The 17613-nt window shown below is 67.2% G+C and carries 17 protein-coding genes and 2 pseudogenes; 8 read left to right on the forward strand and 11 right to left on the reverse strand.

All coding sequences use genetic code 11. The features are described 5' to 3' along the window. Positions 1-19: 19 nt before the first annotated feature. Positions 20-1699, reverse strand: coding sequence for a gamma-glutamyltransferase family protein (locus C450_RS10820; protein WP_005043409.1), 1680 nt, complete (start codon positions 1697-1699; stop codon positions 20-22). A gap of 87 nt (positions 1700-1786) precedes the next feature. Between C450_RS10820 and C450_RS10825 the strand changes: the two genes are divergently transcribed. Then, complete coding sequence (locus tag C450_RS10825) at positions 1787-2443, forward strand: DUF1028 domain-containing protein (protein ID WP_005043410.1); 657 nt, start codon at positions 1787-1789, stop codon at positions 2441-2443. On the opposite strand, the gene arsN2 is transcribed toward C450_RS10825, so the two are convergent. The 5 genes from arsN2 to C450_RS10850 form a co-directional block, all read right to left on the reverse strand. Further along, a complete protein-coding gene (arsN2, locus tag C450_RS10830; protein ID WP_005043411.1) occupies positions 2409-3020 on the reverse strand; it encodes an arsenic resistance N-acetyltransferase ArsN2 in 612 nt (203 codons plus the stop codon). The genes C450_RS10825 and arsN2 overlap by 35 nt on opposite strands. Before the next feature lie 144 nt (positions 3021-3164). Then, a complete protein-coding gene (locus tag C450_RS10835) occupies positions 3165-4469 on the reverse strand; it encodes an ABC transporter ATP-binding protein (RefSeq protein ID WP_005043412.1) in 1305 nt (434 codons plus the stop codon). Next, entirely contained in the window at positions 4466-5536 is a 1071-nt protein-coding gene (locus tag C450_RS10840) for an ABC transporter ATP-binding protein (RefSeq protein ID WP_005043413.1), read from the reverse strand. Before C450_RS10840 ends, C450_RS10835 begins: the two co-directional genes overlap by 4 nt. After that, positions 5533-6534, reverse strand: coding sequence for an ABC transporter permease (locus C450_RS10845; protein ID WP_005043414.1), 1002 nt, complete (start codon positions 6532-6534; stop codon positions 5533-5535). The genes C450_RS10840 and C450_RS10845 overlap by 4 nt, the downstream gene beginning before the upstream one ends. Then, the gene (locus C450_RS10850; protein WP_241430344.1) at positions 6531-6968 is read right to left on the reverse strand and encodes an ABC transporter permease; all 438 of its coding nucleotides are present in this window, start codon (positions 6966-6968) and stop codon (positions 6531-6533) included. Before C450_RS10850 ends, C450_RS10845 begins: the two co-directional genes overlap by 4 nt. 37 nt (positions 6969-7005) lie before the next feature. Between C450_RS10850 and C450_RS22930 the strand changes: the two are divergent. Further along, positions 7006-7107, forward strand: a pseudogene (locus tag C450_RS22930) (cytochrome c oxidase subunit 3); the annotation flags it as partial. A gap of 177 nt (positions 7108-7284) precedes the next feature. Here the strand turns inward: C450_RS22930 and C450_RS22935 are convergent. Together C450_RS22935 and C450_RS10860 are read right to left on the reverse strand one after the other, a co-directional pair. Beyond that, positions 7285-7527: pseudogene (locus tag C450_RS22935) on the reverse strand (glutathione ABC transporter permease GsiC); the annotation flags it as partial. 1 nt (position 7528) lies between these two features. Beyond that, complete coding sequence (locus C450_RS10860; RefSeq protein ID WP_005043415.1) at positions 7529-9247, reverse strand: ABC transporter substrate-binding protein; 1719 nt, start codon at positions 9245-9247, stop codon at positions 7529-7531. Positions 9248-9399: 152 nt separating this feature from the next. Here C450_RS10860 and C450_RS10865 point away from each other — a divergent pair, with 152 nt between their 5' ends. Further along, entirely contained in the window at positions 9400-10110 is a 711-nt protein-coding gene (locus C450_RS10865) for a helix-turn-helix domain-containing protein (protein WP_049910078.1), read from the forward strand. Between the two features lies 1 nt (position 10111). Then, positions 10112-10285, forward strand: coding sequence for a hypothetical protein (locus C450_RS22090; protein ID WP_161606953.1), 174 nt, complete (start codon positions 10112-10114; stop codon positions 10283-10285). On the opposite strand, the gene C450_RS10870 is transcribed toward C450_RS22090, so the two are convergent. Continuing rightward, positions 10269-11135: a cytochrome c oxidase subunit 3 gene (locus C450_RS10870; protein ID WP_005043417.1), complete on the reverse strand. Its 867-nt coding sequence runs from the start codon at positions 11133-11135 to the stop codon at positions 10269-10271. The two genes, C450_RS22090 and C450_RS10870, sit on opposite strands and share 17 nt — an antisense overlap. A gap of 146 nt (positions 11136-11281) precedes the next feature. Between C450_RS10870 and C450_RS10875 the strand changes: the two genes are divergently transcribed. Then, on the forward strand, positions 11282-11512 hold the full coding sequence (locus tag C450_RS10875) for a hypothetical protein (protein ID WP_005043418.1): 231 nt from the start codon (positions 11282-11284) through the stop codon (positions 11510-11512). A gap of 24 nt (positions 11513-11536) precedes the next feature. Here C450_RS10875 and C450_RS10880 read toward each other — a convergent pair whose 3' ends face one another. After that, positions 11537-11833, reverse strand: coding sequence for a DUF6684 family protein (locus C450_RS10880; RefSeq protein ID WP_005043419.1), 297 nt, complete (start codon positions 11831-11833; stop codon positions 11537-11539). A 135-nt stretch (positions 11834-11968) separates the two neighbouring features. Here C450_RS10880 and C450_RS10885 point away from each other — a divergent pair, with 135 nt between their 5' ends. Next, positions 11969-13834 carry a glycoside hydrolase family 15 protein gene (locus C450_RS10885; RefSeq protein WP_005043421.1) on the forward strand — a complete coding sequence of 622 codons (1866 nt, stop codon included), beginning with the start codon at positions 11969-11971 and terminating at the stop codon, positions 13832-13834. A gap of 23 nt (positions 13835-13857) precedes the next feature. On the opposite strand, the gene C450_RS10890 is transcribed toward C450_RS10885, so the two are convergent. Next, positions 13858-15207, reverse strand: coding sequence for a PGF-CTERM-anchored ABC transporter substrate-binding protein (locus C450_RS10890; protein ID WP_005043422.1), 1350 nt, complete (start codon positions 15205-15207; stop codon positions 13858-13860). A gap of 58 nt (positions 15208-15265) precedes the next feature. Here C450_RS10890 and btuC point away from each other — a divergent pair, with 58 nt between their 5' ends. Next, positions 15266-16375, forward strand: coding sequence for a vitamin B12 ABC transporter permease BtuC (gene btuC / locus C450_RS10895; RefSeq protein WP_005043423.1), 1110 nt, complete (start codon positions 15266-15268; stop codon positions 16373-16375). After that, positions 16372-17613 carry a heme ABC transporter ATP-binding protein gene (locus tag C450_RS10900; protein WP_005043424.1) on the forward strand — a complete coding sequence of 414 codons (1242 nt, stop codon included), beginning with the start codon at positions 16372-16374 and terminating at the stop codon, positions 17611-17613. The genes btuC and C450_RS10900 overlap by 4 nt, the downstream gene beginning before the upstream one ends.

A 17613-nucleotide genomic window follows, 5' to 3' on the forward strand; every position in this document is an offset into this window, starting at 1 on the left:
ACGCGACCTGCCGCCACCGTCAGAACCCGGCCACAGTCCCGTCCTTTCGGGGTTCGGTCGCGCCCGAGAGCACTCCGTCGTGATTTCTGGCGATCTGCGCGCCGCCGAACAGCGATGGCGCGAGCACCCGGACGTCGTGGCCCATCCGGGTGAGCTTCGTCGCGAGAGCGCCGTCGATCCGCCCCTCGACCGCGAGCGAGCCGTCCTCGCGGTAGCGCCACCGTGAGCGGTCGAGGGCGGCCTGGAGCGGGAGGTCGTTATCGACAAGGTTCGAGATGACCTGGACGTGGCCCTGTGGCTGCATGTACCCGCCCATCACGCCGAAGGCCGCCCAGTCGTCTTCCTGTTCGTCGGGCGCGAGATCGACAATGCCGGGGATCAGCGTGTGGAACGGCCGCTTTTTGGGTTCGAGGCTGTTCGGGTGGTCGGGATCGAGCGAGAACGACGCGCCGCGGTTCTGGAGTGCGATCCCGGTGTCACCTGCCACGAGACCGGAACCGAACCCCGCAAATCGGGAGTTGATGAACGAGACCACGTTGCCCGCGTCGTCGGCGACGCAAAGGAGGACGGTATCCGCGTCCTCGGCGCGCGCGTCGGGAACACCGAAGCTCACGTCGCTCGCGGCTCCATCGATGTCCGACGCGCGCCGCCGCGCCCACTCTCGGGAGGCGAGCGGCGGCACGTCCTCGTAGGCGGGATCGGTGATATAGCGGTGGCCGTCGTGGAACGCCCGTTTGGTGGCCTCAGCGAAGTAGTGGACGCGCTCTGGCGAGTCGAGGGGGTACTCGTCCGCACCGACTTCGGCGGCGACGGTGAGCGCTTCGAGCGCGATCAGCCCCTGGTTGTTCGGGGGGAGTTCGTACACCTCGGCCCCGTTGTACCGTGTCGAGACGGGATCGGGGAACTCGGGTTCGAAGGTCACGAGATCGTCGACGGTGAGAAAGCCACCCTTCGACTGGACTTCGTTCACGATTTGCTCGCCGATTGCGCCGTCGTACACCACGTCAGCACCCTGCTCGGCGATCTTCCGGAGGCTCTCGCCGAGGCGGGGCAGGTGTATCCGTTCGCCGACGCCAGGAGCCTCGCCGTCCTTCAGGTAGGCGTCGGCGGCGTTCGCGTCGGTGAACAGCTCTTCGGCCGCCTGCCAGTGGCTGGCGATGACCTCCGAGACGGGGTAGCCTTCGATCGCGTACCGGATCGCGGGCTGGAGGGCCTCACCGAGCGAGCGGCGGCCGTGGCGCTCGACGGTCGCCTCCCATCCCCGCGCGGTGCCAGGGACGGTGACGGCATGAGGACCGAGAAACGGCATTTCGATCTCGTCGGTAGCGTGGCTGCCGTCGACCGCGTAGCCGCGCTCGCTGGGGTACCAGTCGTCGGCGGCGTCGTGTTCGCGGACCGAGGCGCGGACGTTCTCGATCGTCGCGTCGGCGGGCGCGCCGCCACAGGCCCGCATCGCGCCGGTCTCGCCGTCGGCGGTTCGGTAGAGCGCGAACGCGTCGCCGCCCAACCCGGTGCTCGTCGGCTCGACCACGTTGAGCGCGGCGGCGGTGGCGACGGCGGCGTCGAACGCGTTGCCGCCATCACGGAGGATCTCGACGCCGGCTTCGGCGGCGAGCGGCTGGCTGGTGGCGACGACGCCGCGATCGGCGTAGACGGTCGATCGGCGCGACGTGAATCGATCGAGGTCGGGTTCGGACATACAATGACTTGTGTTGACACCGGCCTAAAGGGCCCACCGAACTCATCCGGGGAAGGCGTTATCGGCTACCACATCGTCGAACCGGGCATGACGTTCTCGATCTGCGTCCGCGAGACGACCGACGCGGGAACCACCTTCGGAGTCGGGGTTGCGACCGACGCACCGGCGGTCGGCGCGCTGGCACCTTGCGTCAGCCACGACGGCGTCATCGCAACACAGAGCTTCGTCAACGTCCGGCTGGGCCGGCGCGGCGTCGCGCTGCTGCCCGATCTCGCTGTCGACGACGCGCTCGACGGCCTGTTGGCCCGCGACGATCACGCCGACCTTCGCCAGGTCCACGGCCTCGACGCACACGGCAACGCCCACGCCGTCTCCGGTGAGGGATGTGAGGGATGGTTTGGCCACCAGATCCACGCCAAACGCGGCGTCACCGTCGCCGGAAACATGCTCGTCGGCGGGGACACCCTCGACGCGCTCGTCGAGACGTTCACCGAGCGGGATTCCGACGATGACGTGGTCGATCGGCTGATCGACGCGCTCGCGGCGGGCAAGGCAGCCGGCGGGGACAAGCGTGGCCACACCTCCGCCGCGGTCGCGGTGAAGGCCCCCGAAACCACGGCGTATCACGATCTCCGGGTCGACGCCCACGACGAACCGATCGCGGAGCTCCGGCGGGTGTACGAAACGACAAAGGCGGCCAGCGACGGGTTCAGCGAGTCCTCGAAAGACCGAATTTTCGACTGACGACGCTCCGTGATGCGGCCGAGGCCGCCAGCCCTCCTTTTTGCACGAAAAGCGACACGCCGAAGCGTCCTTGAAACATCATTTCCTCAGTTCGTAACACGGGGAGACGGAAGCTCCCCTTCTCAGGAGGTTCTTGCAGGAACTTCCGCATACAGGTGGCTGTGGCAGGACAAAGCTCGCCAAACTCGGTCGTCGCCTGAATCGTCGGCGGAGCAGCGGATCGCTCGATTTCGGCGTAGCCACGGTCGGCGAAGAAGTCAGCCGCCGTCGTCGTAAGGAGAAACAGCGCCTCCACGCCATCGGCCGAAGCACGCTCCTCTAGTGCGTCGCACAGCGCTGTTCCGAACCCGTTGCCGCGGGCCGATCGTTCGACGACGACCGATCGCAGAAGCTGCTCCGCTTCGTCCCCTTCGATGCCGGCGATACCGACTGGATCACCCCCTTCATATCCGAGATAGAAACAGTCGGGCTTCGACCGGATGTTCCGGGACGGGAGATCGTTGCGCTCCAACAAGGCCTCGATGTACGAACAGTGGCTGTCGTCGGCTTGCTGGATCGTGATCGTTTCACCGCTCATGCCGGATGAACGCGATCGTGGGGCAAATATGCTTTCGGCGGCGTCGGGACAGGTCTCCCCGCCCACGATGTGCAGCCACTCGGACGTCCAGAGCCCCCGGACGTCCGTGAGAGCACCGTCGGCGATGCTCTCGATCGGCCACGTTCACTCCTCGACCCGGTGGCAGGCCGCGGTGTGGCCCGGACTCGCCTCCCGGCTTTGCGGGACCTCGCGTTCACAGGGCGAGGGGAACGCCTCGGCGACGATCGTCTCCGCGCGGTCGCGGTTGCCGGCCGCGAGCTCGTCGGCGGCCTCGCGGATGGCGTCGGCTGCTGCCGACGGCAGATCGGCGGGCTCTCGGGACAGCAGCTGTTCGACGAAGTACCCGGCGACGCTCCCCTCGTCGGTTCCCCGATCTTCCGAGCGGAGGCGGTCCTTCGCGGCCTCGCGGTCGAGCTCCGCCGAGAGTACGTGGTTCCGGAACGAGAACGCGTCGCGGAACGCTTCCTCGGTTCCGGGCCACTCCTCGGGCGGGATCACGGCCGGACACCGGGTGTGGAACCGACAGCCGGACGGCGGGTCCATCGGTGACGGCACCGTCCCTTCGAGGATGATGCGCTCGTCGCGGTCGCCGGGATCGATCCGCGGGACCGCCGACAGCAGCGATCGCGTGTAGGGATGGGCGGGGTTCTCGAACAGCTCGTCGACCGGTGCGGTCTCGACGATCTCGCCGAGATACATTACGGCTACCCGGTCGGCGACGTGGCGAACCACGCTCAGGTCGTGGGCGATGAACACCAGGGAGAGACCGAGGTCGGCCTGGAGCTCGTCGAGTAGGTTCAGGATCTGGGCCTGGACCGAGACGTCGAGCGCGCTCACCGGCTCGTCGGCGATGATGAGTTCGGGTTCGAGCGAGAGTGCCCGCGCGATGCCGACGCGCTGTTGCTGGCCGCCGGAGAACTGGTGTGGGTAGCGGGTGGCGTGGCCGGGCTTCAGCCCGACGCGTTCGAGCAGGTCGCGTGCGCGCTCCGTGCGGTCGTCGGCGTCCGTACCGATGTCGTGGACCTCCATCGGCGCGGTCAGGATCTCGCCGACGGTCTGGCGCGGGTTCAGCGCTGCTAGCGGGTCCTGGAAGATCATCTGGAGGTCGCGGCGGTGCGGCCGCATTTCGCCGGCCGAGAGTCCGGTGAGTTCCTCACCGTCGTAGTGGACCGATCCCGCGGTCGCGTCGTCGAGATTGAGGATCGTCCGGCCGAGCGTCGACTTCCCACAGCCGGACTCGCCGACGACCGCGAGCGTCTCGCCCGCCTCGACGGCCAGGTCGACGCCGTCGACCGCACGGACGGTCGTATCGTCGCCAACCAGGCGGTCGAGAACCCCGCCCGACTGATCGAAGTGTTTCTTCAACCCCTCGACCGCGAGCAGGGGGTCGTCGGTGCGTTCGTCGGTTCGGGTCGTTTGCAGGCTCATAGCTGCTCCTCCTCGGGTCCACGGCGGAGACAGGCCGCCACGTGGTCGCCCCACTCGTCGTCGGGCATCGTTCCGTCGTCGAGGGTTCGCCCGACCGGCCTGAAGTCGGGCGGAACCTCGTAGCACTCGCGTTTCGCCTCCGGACACCGCGGCGCGAAGTGACACGCGTAGGGGATATCGATCAGGTCGGGGACGTTCCCCTCGATCGGCTGGAGGTCCTCCGTCGGTGTGTCGAGTCGCGGCGTGCTGGCGATCAACCCCTGGGTGTAGGGATGCTGTGGGTTGTCGAACAGCTCGCGGGCCTCCGCGCGTTCGACGATCTCGCCGGCGTACATCACGTTCACCCGGTCACAGACCTCGGCGACCACCGAGAGGTCGTGCGTGATGAGCAGGATCGAGGTGTCGAAGGCGTCCTTCAGCGCCCGGAGCTCGTCGAGGATCTGGGCCTGAATGGTGACGTCCAGAGCAGTGGTGGGCTCGTCGGCGATCAGGAGATCGGGCTCGGCCGCGAGCGCCATCGCGATCATCGCGCGCTGGCGCATCCCACCGGAGAACTCGTGGGGGTAGTCGACCGCCCGGCTCTCGGGTTCGGGGATCTCGACGGTTTCGAGCATCTCGATCGCGCGCCGCCACGCCTCGCTGTCTTTCGCCGCGCCGAGGATCTTGCGCTTCACCTCCGCCGACAGGCGCGTCGACTCGCCGCCGTGGCCGTGGAGTCGGACCGACTCGGCGATCTGCTCACCCACCGTCAGGGTGGGGTTGAGGCTGTTCATCGGATCCTGAAACACCATCGAGATCGCCCCGCCGCGCATCTCGCGGCGCTCGGCGTCGGACATCGCCAGCAGCGACTCGTCGTGGAGTCGGACGTCGCCGTCCGCGATCTCGCCCGACTCCTCGACGATACCCGCGATGCTGTCGGCGAGCACGCTCTTGCCGGAGCCGGACTCGCCGACCAGCCCCACGATCTCGCCCGATCGGATGGTGAGATCGACCTCGTTCACGGCGTCGACGGTGCCGCGCGGGGTCGGGAACCGGGTGTGAAGCCCGTCGACTTCGAGCAGGCTCATCGGTTCTCGACCTCCCCTTCGCTCACGTCGAAGACGTCGCGCAGCCCGTCACCGAGCGTGTTGAACGCGAGCACGACGAACATGATGGCGAAGCCGGGCATCACGCTGATCCACCACGCCTGACTGATGAACTGCCGGCCGTCCGACAGCAGGAGCCCCCACGTCGGCGTGGTCGGCTTGACGCCGAGTCCGAGGAAGGACAGGCCCGCCTCCGCGAGGATCGCGAGCGGGATCATCAGCGTCGCCTGAACGATCAGCGGCGCGACCGCGTTCGGCAGGATCTCTCGCGTCATGATCCGCCGATCGGTCATCCCGATCGCGCGCGCCGCGGTGACGTACTCCTCCTCGCGCAGCGACAGTACCTCGCCCCGAATCAGCCGGGCGAAGTCGTCGATGTACGCGATCCCGATGGCGATGATGACGTTCTGCACCCCCAGTCCGCCGGAGATGGCGATGATCCCGACCCCGAGGATGAGTTCGGGAAACGCCCACTGGAAGTCGACGTACCGCATCAGCGCGCTGTCGATCCAGCCGCCGTAGAACCCGGCGAGCAGCCCGATCGACGTCCCGATCGTGAACGCGACCGCGACGGTAGCGAGCGCCACGAGCAGCGAGACGCGCGCACCGTAGATGATGCGCGAGAGCAGGTCGTGACCGACCGAATCGGTTCCGAGAGGATGCCAGACCCGTTCGGTGCCGGGGTCGTCGTCGAAGTTCCCGACCGAGTGGCTGTTCGGCTCCTGCATCACCCCGAAGGTCGCTTCGGGATCGTGCGGGGCGAGAAACGGCGCGAACACCGCGACGACGACGAACAGCACGACGACCACGGCCCCGAACAGCGCCAGCTTGTCCGCCAACAGCCCCTCGACGATCCGCTGGCGGGTGGTGCGGTGCTCCTCGACTGCATCGCCGGTGTCGCGGTACTCCGGCGGGACGTCCGTCGGCCCCGGTTCGGCGGGCGTGTTTGGCCCGACACCGGACTCGGTAGCGTCGCTCATGCGCCTTGACCCCCTCCGTAGCCGATACGCGGATCGAGGACCGTGTACGCGAGGTCGACCGCGAGATTCGTGAACACCATCACGCCAGCGACGAGCAGGATGACCGCCTGGGTCACCGGGTAGTTGCGATCGAGCATCGAGTCGACCAGCAACCGACCGAGGCCCTGGATGCCGAACACGATCTCGACCGTGACGCTGCCGACGAGCACGAGCGCGAGCTGGATGCCGGCGACCGTGACGACCGGGATCAGCGCGTTCTGGAGTGCGTGCTTGTAGAGGGAGGTACGGTCGCTCACGCCTTTGGCGCGCGCGGTTCGCATGTACGGCTCGTTCAGGACTTCGAGCAGCGACGATCGCATCATCCGCATCACGACCGCGGCGTACGGCAGCCCGACTGCGATCCCCGGCAGCAGGATGCTCTTCAGCCACGGCACGACCCCGCAGGCGGTCGCCGCGCTACGTGCCGAACTCGGCCTGAANTGGAGCGCCTTCTACGGTCTCACCGGGCTCCACGGTCTCCACGTCGCGCTCGGGACCGTTCTCCTGGGAATCCTCGTCGTTCGCGCGCATCGAGACCCCGAGGAAGGCCGTGATCGTCGCGACGTAGTCCGCGGGCTCGCCCTTCCGGGTCGCGCTCACGATGCCGGCCGGGATGGCGATGCCGAGTCCGACGACGATGGCGAACAGAGCGATCGAGATCGTCCGCGGTGCGGCCTGGCTCACGAGCGTCGCGACCGGCTGGCTGGTGCTCAAGCTCTGACCGAACTGGAGCGTCGCCATGTCGCCCAGCCACTCGACGTACTGGACGTACAGCGGCTGATTCAGGCCGAGTTCGGCACGTAGCGCGGCGACCGCCTGCGGGGTCGCCTCCTGGCCGAGCATGGACCGGACGGGACCGCCGGGGATCAGCCGGAGCCCGACGAACACCGTGGTGGCGACCATCCACATCACGAGGACGGCGTGGCCGACGCGCTTCGCGATATAGCGGCGCATGCTACTCGTCGACCCACGTGGTGTGGAAGTTGCGCAGGTAGGGGATGTGGGTGAACCCCTTCACGCTCGACTGCTTCGCCGCGAGGTCGTCCTGGTGCATCAGGTAGGCGTGTGGTGCTTGCTCGATGAGACGGTCTTCGAGGGTGTGGAGCACCTGCGCGCGCTGCTCGCGGTCGGTCGTCCGGCGCTGTTTCGCGAGTAGCTCGTTGACCCGATCGTCGACGAAGTTGATCCAGTTCAGCGAGCCGCCATCGTCGGGTTTGCGGTAGAACTGGTAGAGCGACTGGTCGGGGTCAGGGTCGCCGACGCTGCCGCTGACGGTCGTGTCGTAGTTGCCTTTCTCGTACCGCGACCAGTAGGTCGAGCTCGTGACCTGCTCGATGTTCACCGAGAAGCCGGCCTCGTTCAGCTGCCGGCGCACCTCCTTCGCCGAGCGCAGGTTGCTCTTGGTGGCGAGGATGCTGAACGAGGCTCCCATCGCCCCCGACTCCTCGAGTAGCTGCTGGCCCCGCTCCGGATCGTAGTCCTGTGCGCTCGGTTTGTCCTCGCGCCACACCCACTCCGTCGCCTTGTTGATCGGGCCGACATCGGGGAGGGCGTTGCCGAAGTACGCCGTCTGTACGAACTGCTCGTTGTTGATCGACTTGGCGATCCCGAGCCGGGTCTTCTTGGACCCGAACGGCTCGCGGCGCTCGTTCATCGCGAAGCCGTACCAGTTGACGCCCGGCGCGGAGAGCTTGCTCACGCCGCTCGCGCTCTCGACCTTGTCGACGTTCTGGAGCGGGACGAGGTTCGAGAAATCCACGTCGCCGCTCCGGAGCGCGTTGACCAGCGTCGCGGGCTCCGGGATGGGCTGGATGTCCACGCCGTCGAGGTACGGCAGCGAGTTGCCCTCGGCGTCGGTCCCGAAGTAGTCGTCGTACGCATCGAGCGTGATTCCGGAGCCGACCTGGTGATCGGTCACCTCGAACGGGCCGGTGCCGACGGGCGTGACCCGGTACTGATCCTTGCCCATCTCCTCGATGGCCTGCTTGCTCACGATGGTCGCCGCGCGGCCCGGACCGCGGGTCAGGTAGATGAGCGCGGGGGCCAGCGGTTCTTCGAACCCGATCTCGACGGTGTAGTCGTCCTGCACCACGACGCCACCGTCGTCGATCGGCTTCAGCGTCGACAGCTTCGGGGCGGCGGGGGTCTCCTCGGAGATGGTGCGGTCGATGGTGTACTTCACGTCCTCGGCGGTGAACTCGGCCCCGTTGTGGAACGTCACACCCTCTCGGAGGTCGAACGTGAACGTACTGCCGCCGTCGGTGACCTCCCAGTCCTTCGCGAGATCGCCCCGGACGGTGAGGTCCTCCTTCAGCGTGACGAGACCGTTGAACACGTTGGAAGCCACCTGGAAGTACTGCCCGACAGTGATGTACGGCGGGTCGAGGATGTCGATGCTCCCGGTGTACCACGCGGCCGAGAGGCGACCGCCACGCTGGCTCGACGAGGGCGTCGCCCCGCTGGCGTTTCCGCCGTCACCGGAGCCGTTGCCGGAGCCACCGGAACCGCCGCTGCCGCCGGAACCGTTGCCCGAATCACCGCCACCGCCACTACCGCCGCCGGTACAGCCGGCGAGGGCTGTCATGCCGGCCGCGCCGAGTAGCTCGATCGTCGTCCGCCTGTCGACGACCGGCCCGCTCAGATCCGCGTCGGTAATCGTGTCATCTGATCCCATGAGACGATGGTACGGAGTGATCGACTTCGCTATACACCCGAATATAGCCGGGTCGGAGCAGGAACGATGGTGACATGGCGTCCCATTCGATCCGAACCCGCCTCACAGCGCGTCGAGCAACGTTCAACTCCGTGGACACCGTAGGGTGTTCAATGCGAGAAGTGACCCTCCGGGTGCGCCACCACGGCGAACCCGAGAGCGACGTCAGCGCCGACCATCCCGACCTCACCCTCAAATCGGTGTCGTCGATGACGGGGAGTGCCGCCGAACGAAAACGTATTATCGAAATTTCAGGGTCGGAGACATCGATCGAGGACTTTCTCGCGGATTTCAGGGCGGCCGATGCCGTGCTCGATGCGTCGCCGCTGACGCCGCTCGCCGTCCCACGGGTGCTGATCGACATCACGTACGACAGCTATCGGTGGGACAGCATCTCCCAGCGCCTCGCCGACATGGGTGTCCACTACCGGACCGGGACGACGATCACCGCCGGCTGGGAGCGCTGGACGGTGTACCTCGACGAAGGCGACGATCTCCACGAGATCATCGACTCGCTCGAACACGCCGGCAACGAGACCGACCTCGTTCGGAGCGTCGAACTCGACGAGGTGAACGAGCGCGAGCAGCTCGAACTCTCCCCCGTCGTCGACGAGCTGACGCGCCGCCAGACCGAGGTTCTCGCCACTGCGATCGACCTCGGCTACTACCAACACAAGACCGACACCAGCATCGAGGACATCGCCGCCGCGGTCGACATCGCCTCCACGACGGCGTGGGAACACCTCGCACGGGCCGAATCGAAGGTGATGGCCACGATCGGAGGCCACCTCGCCTCGGTCAGTCACGCGTCCTCTGATCGGTAGGGTGATCCCCAGCGCCGACGCGAGCGACGAGAACACCCACAAGCACGACCAACAACGCTACGGACGAGTCGTACAGGAGTACGACACCGTGGCGGCGGTACGAGCGCGCCGATTCGGGCAGGTGTCGAGCACGCCGGTTCAGACGGGTGCCGAGCGCGTCAGAAAATCGGTGTGACCGACGCGCCGACGTAGAGAACGGCGACGAGGAACACCCAGACGATGTCGACGAAGTGCCAGTACAGCGAGACCGTCGCGATCGAGGTGTCACGGCCAGCCTCGTACTGGCCGAGATGCGCGCGAACGACGAGGATTCCCAGGAGAACGGTCCCGAGCGCGACGTGGAGACCGTGGAGCCCGGTGAGACCGTAGAAGGCGCTCCCGAAGATCCCCGACGCGATCGTGAACCCCTCGCCGACGATGAGGTCGTGATACTCGTAGATCTGCCCCCCGACGAACAGCAGACCGAGCACGAACGTCGTCACGAGCAGGAACCCGAACCGTCGCCGGTTGCCCGTTTCGAGCGCCGAGTGGGCGAAATGCAGTGTGAAACTGCTTACCACCAGCAGTGCGGTGTTCACGACCAACACCGTGGTCAGCAACTCGGGGATCTCGCCGGGTGGCCAGCCGCCCGCCCGGATGAAGAAGTAGTAGATGAACCCGCCGGCGAACGTGAACACGTCGGTCGCGAGGAAGAGGTACATCGCGCCCCGGAGCGATCCCGGCTCGCGTTCGTCCGTCGCGCGCGTCCAGAAATCCGCGATGAACCCCTGATACAGCCAGCCGAACAGCCCAGCCAGGAAGACGAGCGCGCCGCCGCCGAACACTACCGGCCCGACGAACCCGGGAATGATCGCGACCTCGCCGTGGCCGAGAAAGTAGAGCCCGGCTCCGAGATACAGCCCGGTGGCCCCGATCGCACAGACGATCGGCCACCACGTCGCCTCGCTTCGCCCGAGCGGGAAATCCATCCCGACCGGTGGCTCGTGGGCGTCCGTGTCCTCGCCAGTGTCGGTCGCCGTTCCCATGTACTCGGGTTGGACGCAGTCCGGCAAAAAGACCCTGGCTGCGCCCCGCCACTGTCCGCGATCGGTCAGCCGTGGTTCACTGCTCTCCTCCCTCTTCGGACGGGCGATTTATCTCCCCGGCCGTCGGATTCGAAACGACGCCATCGATGACGTCCACACCGAACACTCCCGTCGTCGCGTCGCCCTCGTGGCGGGTCGCGATCGGGCTGATCGCCGCCACGGTGGGCTACCTCGTCGTTCTCCTCGGCGTTGGGCTCGCCGCGTGGGGTGGGATCGACGCCGTGTATCGAATCCCGATTCTCGCCGTCCCTGCCGCGGGCCTCGTGCTCGCTGTCGCTGGCGGCGTGTTGATCCAGCGCGAGCGCTCGGCCGGCTGAACGGCTCCGCGACGCCTCGCTCGATCACCCCTCGTCCTCGTCTGACTCCTCGCCAGTGACGAGGGCGGTGATCGCCCTGGCGGTCTCGGAGTGGCCCGTCCGCTCGCTCTCGGCGATGATCCGGCCGGTGATATACGTGATGCCCACGAGCGCGACGAACGGCACCACGAGCAGCGCCTGACTGACGAGCCGCGCGACCGGGGCCGGGCCGCCGACGGTGGTCCCGGCGAACAGGAGGATGAAAAACAGCAACATCCCGAGCGGGATGAAGTTGACCGTGAGATCGAGCAGCGTTTCGCGGTCGAAGACACGCTCTGCCATCGACGCGGTGTAGACGCCGGAGCGGTATGTAGCTACCGAGAGGCACGTCGAACTCGGACCGTCGGCCGACTCGGTTCTGGCCGTCGTATCTGATGCAAGGACGAGCTATTTGTGGCCCCTCCATCCACACGAGGCATGGGATTCACGCCGATCGAGGACTACGGCGTCATCGGGAACCTCGAAACCTGCCCGCTGATCGGGAACGACGGTTCGATCGACTGGTGTTGTTTCCCCCACATCGAGTCGTCGAGCGTTTTCGCCGGGATCCTCGACGACGACGGCGGTGGCCACTTCGCCATTCAGCCCAGCGGGGCGTTCGAGTCGACACAGGAGTACGTCACCCGGACGAACGTGCTTCGGACGACCTTCGAGACCGACTCGGGAACGATGACGCTGACCGATTTCATGCCCGTGGTCGACGGGGTAGAGCTCGGCCACACCACGAGCGCGATCTACCGGAAAGTGACCTGTACCGAGGGCACCGTCGAACTGGATGCCGAGTTCGATCCACGGTTCGACTATGAGCGCGTCGGCACCACGGTCGAGCAGACCCACGAGGGCGTCCTCGCCCGCGGCAACGGCGAACAGCTCTACCTCTGGAGTCCGGCGTCGTTCGAGTCCTCGGAGGGTGAGGAAGAACACGCCGAGGCGACCGAACGTCTCGGCACCGACGAGACGATGTGGTTCGTGCTCCAGTACAACGACCGCGAACCGGTCGATGCCGCCGACTGCGCGGCACTGCTGCGCGAGACCATCGATTACTGGCAGGACTGGACCCACCAGTGTCTCGATGCATCAGGCTGCCCATTCGAGGGTCCCTATCACGACGACGTGATCCGATCGGGGCTCGTGCTCCGGCTCCTGATGAACCCCCAGACCCACGCCATCGCGGCCGCGCCCACCACCTCGCTGCCCGAGGAGGTCGGTGGCGTTCGCAACTGGGACTACCGCTACGCGTGGATTCGGGACGTCTCCTACACCATCCAGGCACTCAACGAGCTCGGCCACGAGCGCGAGGCGCGCAACGGGTTCGACTGGTGTCTCACGATGTGTCACAAGGACGATCCGGGCGAGATCGCCCACCCGCTGTACGGCCTCCACTACGAACCCGAGATGATCGAGGAGGAACTCGACCATCTTTCGGGGTACCGACACTCCAAACCCGTCCGGATCGGCAACGCAGCCGGCGACCAACAACAGCTCGACACCTACGGCGAACTCGTCACCGCGATCTACACCGCGACCGACTACGGCGAGGAGATCTTCGCGGGCGAGTGGGAGGTCATCGAGGAGGTGATCGATCACGTCTCCGGGGTCTGGACGAACAAGGACAAGGGCATCTGGGAGGTCCGAAACGAACCGAAACACGTCGTCCACTCGAAGGCGCTGTGCTGGGCGGCGCTCGACAGGGGGATCAAGATCGCGGAAGACAACGACTTCGACGCCCCCACCGACCGTTGGAAGGGCGAACGCGATGCGATCCGCGAAGCCGTCCTCGAAGAGGGGTTCGACGAGGAACTCGGTTGCTTCACGCAGACGTTCGAGGGCGAAACCGTCGACGCGGCCGCGCTCAGACTCGGCAGCATCGGTTTGTTACCCTTCGATGACGACCGGATGCAGAGCACGATCGACGCCGTGATCGACCACCTCGTGACTGATGACGGCCTCGTGATGCGCTACGAGGGCGACGACGGCCTGCCTGGCGAAGAGGGTGCGTTCGTGCTGTGTTCGTACTGGCTGGTCGAGTGTCTCGCGCTCTCCGGCCGTGTCGAGGAGGCCCACGACGTCTTCGAGAGCGTGACGGATCATCTGAGCCCGCTTGGACTGTTCGCCGAGGAGATCGATCCCGATACCGGCGAGCACCGCGGCAACTTCCCGCAGGCGTTCAGCCACATCGGACTGATCAACGCCGTGCTCTACCTCAACCGGGCCGAACCGGGCGAGGTCCTCGATCCGATCGGCAGGGGAGCGACCGAGATCACCACCGATTCGAAAAAGTAGCTCCGAAAGGTCAAAAATCGACGCTATCGTCCGTTTCGTCCGGCCAGGAGCACCGTTCCGGCGAGGAGTGCGATGGCCGCGACGACAGGCCCGAAGCCAGGACCGCTGCCCGAGCTGGTCGTCGTCGCGTTGCTGCTACCGCCGGTCGTGGCCACTTCGGCGTCGCCGTCGGCGGTCGCGGTGGTCGCTTCTTCGGTCGTCATCGATGCGTTGCCGGTTTCGGTCGACGTCGCGTTGCCGGTCGTTCCGTTGGCGGTCGCCCCAGCGGCCGTCTCGTTCTCGTCAGCCGTTCCGTTGCTGTCGGTCGTTTCGTTACCGTCGGCCGTCGCGTTTCCACCGTCGGTCGCGGCTGCGGTCGCGTTCGACGCCGTGAGGTTCGCGGGGCCGATGGCGGACTCGGTGAGGTTCGCCGCTTCGATCGCGTCCGGATGGAGCTGCTGGGCCATCTCGGTCAGCGGCAGCACAACCCGGGGTGCAGGCTGGCTGACGTAGCTGTTGTTCACGACGATCGTCTGGTTCTGCTGGACGGCGGTCGTGTCCGCCCACGGCGTGCCGTTCGGGATCATCGCCGGGCTGGTCGTCACGAGCCACTCGGGATCGCGCTGGGCGACGACCTCGTCGCTGATCTGCTTGTACCCCTCGATGCTGGCGTTCGCCGCGAGATTCGATCCGCCGGCAGTCTCGATCATCGAGCCGATGAACGTGTTGTTGCCCGCGACGTACCCGCCACTCAGCAGGTAGAGCGTCCGTGGCGTGGATTCGTTGGCGACCGCGTCGCGAACCGACTCGACGCGGGAGTCCATCGTGTCCGCGATGCGGTTCGCGCCCTCACACGCACCGACGAGTTCGCCGGTGAGTCGCGTCTTCTCGGTGACGTCTTCGATTGAGCCGGCAAAGCCGAACTTGAACACGGTCAGCCCGGCGCTACGGAGGCTTTCGACCGTCTCGTTCGGGACCACGTTCGGCGCGAGCACGAGGTCGGGTTCGAGTCCCACGACTGACTCGACGTTGGCGTACTGCTGACCCGCGCCCGAGACGTTCGTCCGCGTCTCGGCTCCGTCGAGGTAGCTGGCGTACTTCGTGAGTCCAACGACTTTCTCGCGCGCGCCGATCTCCCACATCGTCTGGGCGGCGCTCGGCGAGAGCGTGACGACCGATTCGGGCTCGCCCTCGACGGTGACTTCGGTGCCGGTCGCGTCGGTCGCCGTCGTCGGGAACGAGCAGTTCGCCTGTTGGACCGCCGGTGCCGTCGGACCACCGATCGTTTCGGTCGTCGTCTGTGCGGTCGCCGCGCCGGTCGCCGCCGCAGCCGGCCCGACTGCACCGAGCAGTACCACCGCAGCAAGAACCATCGAAAGAACGTTGCTTCGCATAGCGGGACGGTGCGACCGACACAATAAATATTTACCTAAAGCAACCCGGGTTGCAGTCATGGGTACGGGGACGCGAACCGGAGCCGAAACTGCCACAGCCACGGAGGCCGACGCCGACACGGACGCTGGCCCCGACACGGACGCGGCGGGATCGGGCGTGGTTCGACGCGCGGTCGCGTGGTCCGCCGGCCTCGCGATCGCGTTGATCGCGGTGGTGCTCGCCGGCGCGACGGTCGGGCCGGTCGGGATCGAGTACGGCGTGGTCGCGAAGGCCGTACTCGACGCGCTCCCGTGGTTCTCGGTTCGCGTCCCCGAAACCGCAGCGACGATCGTGCTCGGCATTCGGCTGCCCCGGATCGCGCTCGCGGCGGTCGTGGGGTGTGCGCTCGGCGGTGCGGGCACCGTGATGCAGGGCTTCTTCAGAAATCCGATGGCCGATCCCTCGATCATCGGGGTCTCGACCGGCGCGGCGGTCGGCGCGGTCGCGTCGATCGTCTTCCCGCTCGCGATCCCGTTCGGCCTCGGCCTCCAGGGTGCGGCGTTCGCCGGCGCGCTGATCGCGGCCTTTGCGGTCTACGCCATCGCCACCGAGGGCGGCCGGACGCCGGTGGCAACCCTCCTGCTCGCGGGCGTCGCGATCCAGACGTTTCTGGGAGCGGTGATCTCCTATATGCTGATCCAGTCGGGCGAGAGCCTCCGGCAGGTGACTTACTGGCTGATGGGTCACCTCCACAACGCGGGCTGGGACGAGGTCGCGATCACCCTCCCGGTCGTCGTCCTCGCTCTCGCCGTCCTACTCGCGTACAGTCGCGATCTCAACGTCCTCCTGCTCGGCGAGAACGATGCCCACGCGCTCGGAATCGAGGTCGAACGCACCAAGCGCGTGCTGCTTGCGGTGTCGAGCGTGCTGACGGCGGCCGCGGTCGCGGTCACGGGCGTGATCGGGTTCGTGGGACTGATCGTCCCGCACGTGATGCGGCTGCTCGTCGGCCCCGATCACCGAATCTTGCTGCCGACCAGCACGCTCGCCGGCGGGGGATTCCTCGTCGCCGCCGACACCCTCGCTCGGTCGGGGTCTGCCGAACTCCCTGTCGGAATCGTGACCGCAGCGGTCGGCGCGCCCTTCTTCCTCTACTTGCTCCGCCGCCAGGAGGTCCACGCGCTGTGATCGACATCGAGGATCTCTCGATCGCGTTCGGGGACATCGAGGCAGTAAGCGACGCCAGTCTCGCCGTCGACCGTGGCGAGATCGTCGGGCTGGTCGGCCCGAACGGCGCGGGCAAGACCACTCTACTGAGCGCGATCAACGGGCTGATCGACCCCACCGAAGGAAGTGTTCACATCGCCGGCGACGACGTCGGCGACCTCTCGGCGCGCGCGATCGCCCGCCGGGTCGCGACCGTGCCTCAGGAGACGAGCCTCTCCTTTGCGTTCCCGGTCCGCGAGGTGGTGGCGATGGGCCGGACGCCCTACCGCTCGCGGTTCGAGCGCGCTTCGGCGACCGACCGCGAGCACACCCGGCGCGCGATGGAGCGAACAGGGGTGAAGCGCTTCGCTGACCGCACCATCGACGAAGTCAGCGGCGGCGAGCGCCAGCGCGTGGTGCTCGCCCGAGCGCTCTGTCAGGATCCACAGGTATTGGTTCTCGACGAGCCGACCGCGAGCCTCGACATCAACCACCAGGTCCGCACGCTGTCGCTCGTCCGGGAGTTCGTCGCCGACGGCCGGGCGGCGCTGTGTGCGATCCACGATCTCTCGCTCGCCGCACGCTTCTGTGATCGGCTCGCCCTGATCGCTGAGGGGCGGATCGTCGCCACCGGCCCGCCCGAGGCGGTGCTGACCGAGACACACGTCGAGCGTGCGTTCGACGCCGACGCTGCCGTGACCCGCCACCCCGTCACGGGAGCGGTCGACGTGACCGCGACGACGGATCGAGCGGAGCGCGACAGCCGGGTTCACGTTCTCGGTGGCGGACGGACGGCCGCACGAGCCATCGTCACGCTCGCCGAGGCCGGGTTTGCGATCTCGGCGGGCGTTCTCCCGAGCGGCGACGTTGCGACCGAGGCCGCCACCGCCCACGGAGCCGAGACCCTCACCGCGGAGCCGTTCGCACCGATCGACGAGCGCACCCGTGAACGGGCTGCGGGGGCGGTTCAGGAGGCCGATATCGTGGTGTTGGCTGGCCCCACGGACGAAACGAACCGTGCGCTCGCCGCCGAGGCCGGCCGGCTGGTCGTCGTCGAGAACGACACATCGGACACCGAAACGCGGGCGACCACGGGCGCGCTGGACGGTCGGCTCCGGCCCGCATGTGTCGTCGACATTGAGGAGCTCCCTGCCGGTGTCGAGACGTCACTCCAGACCACGACCGATCCAGAACGGCCCGAGGCGGCGGCCGACGACTGA

Origin of the sequence: Halococcus salifodinae DSM 8989, assembly GCF_000336935.1 — an archaeon.
GTDB lineage: Archaea > Halobacteriota > Halobacteria > Halobacteriales > Halococcaceae > Halococcus > Halococcus salifodinae.

Coding starts and splice junctions, on each gene's coding strand:
- C450_RS10885 (WP_005043421.1), top strand. CDS start 11,969: ATGGGATTCACGCCGATCGAGGACTACGGCGTCATCGGGAACCTCGAA.
- C450_RS10875 (WP_005043418.1), top strand. CDS start 11,282: ATGACGTCCACACCGAACACTCCCGTCGTCGCGTCGCCCTCGTGGCGG.
- C450_RS10840 (WP_005043413.1), bottom strand. CDS start 5,536: ATGAGCCTGCTCGAAGTCGACGGGCTTCACACCCGGTTCCCGACCCCG.
- C450_RS10825 (WP_005043410.1), top strand. CDS start 1,787: ATGACGTTCTCGATCTGCGTCCGCGAGACGACCGACGCGGGAACCACC.
- C450_RS10845 (WP_005043414.1), bottom strand. CDS start 6,534: ATGAGCGACGCTACCGAGTCCGGTGTCGGGCCAAACACGCCCGCCGAA.
- C450_RS10835 (WP_005043412.1), bottom strand. CDS start 4,469: ATGAGCCTGCAAACGACCCGAACCGACGAACGCACCGACGACCCCCTG.
- C450_RS10890 (WP_005043422.1), bottom strand. CDS start 15,207: ATGCGAAGCAACGTTCTTTCGATGGTTCTTGCTGCGGTGGTACTGCTC.
- C450_RS10860 (WP_005043415.1), bottom strand. CDS start 9,247: ATGGGATCAGATGACACGATTACCGACGCGGATCTGAGCGGGCCGGTC.
- C450_RS10865 (WP_049910078.1), top strand. CDS start 9,400: ATGCGAGAAGTGACCCTCCGGGTGCGCCACCACGGCGAACCCGAGAGC.
- C450_RS10870 (WP_005043417.1), bottom strand. CDS start 11,135: ATGGGAACGGCGACCGACACTGGCGAGGACACGGACGCCCACGAGCCA.
- arsN2 (WP_005043411.1), bottom strand. CDS start 3,020: ATGAGCGGTGAAACGATCACGATCCAGCAAGCCGACGACAGCCACTGT.
- C450_RS10880 (WP_005043419.1), bottom strand. CDS start 11,833: ATGGCAGAGCGTGTCTTCGACCGCGAAACGCTGCTCGATCTCACGGTC.
- C450_RS10820 (WP_005043409.1), bottom strand. CDS start 1,699: ATGTCCGAACCCGACCTCGATCGATTCACGTCGCGCCGATCGACCGTC.
- btuC (WP_005043423.1), top strand. CDS start 15,266: ATGGGTACGGGGACGCGAACCGGAGCCGAAACTGCCACAGCCACGGAG.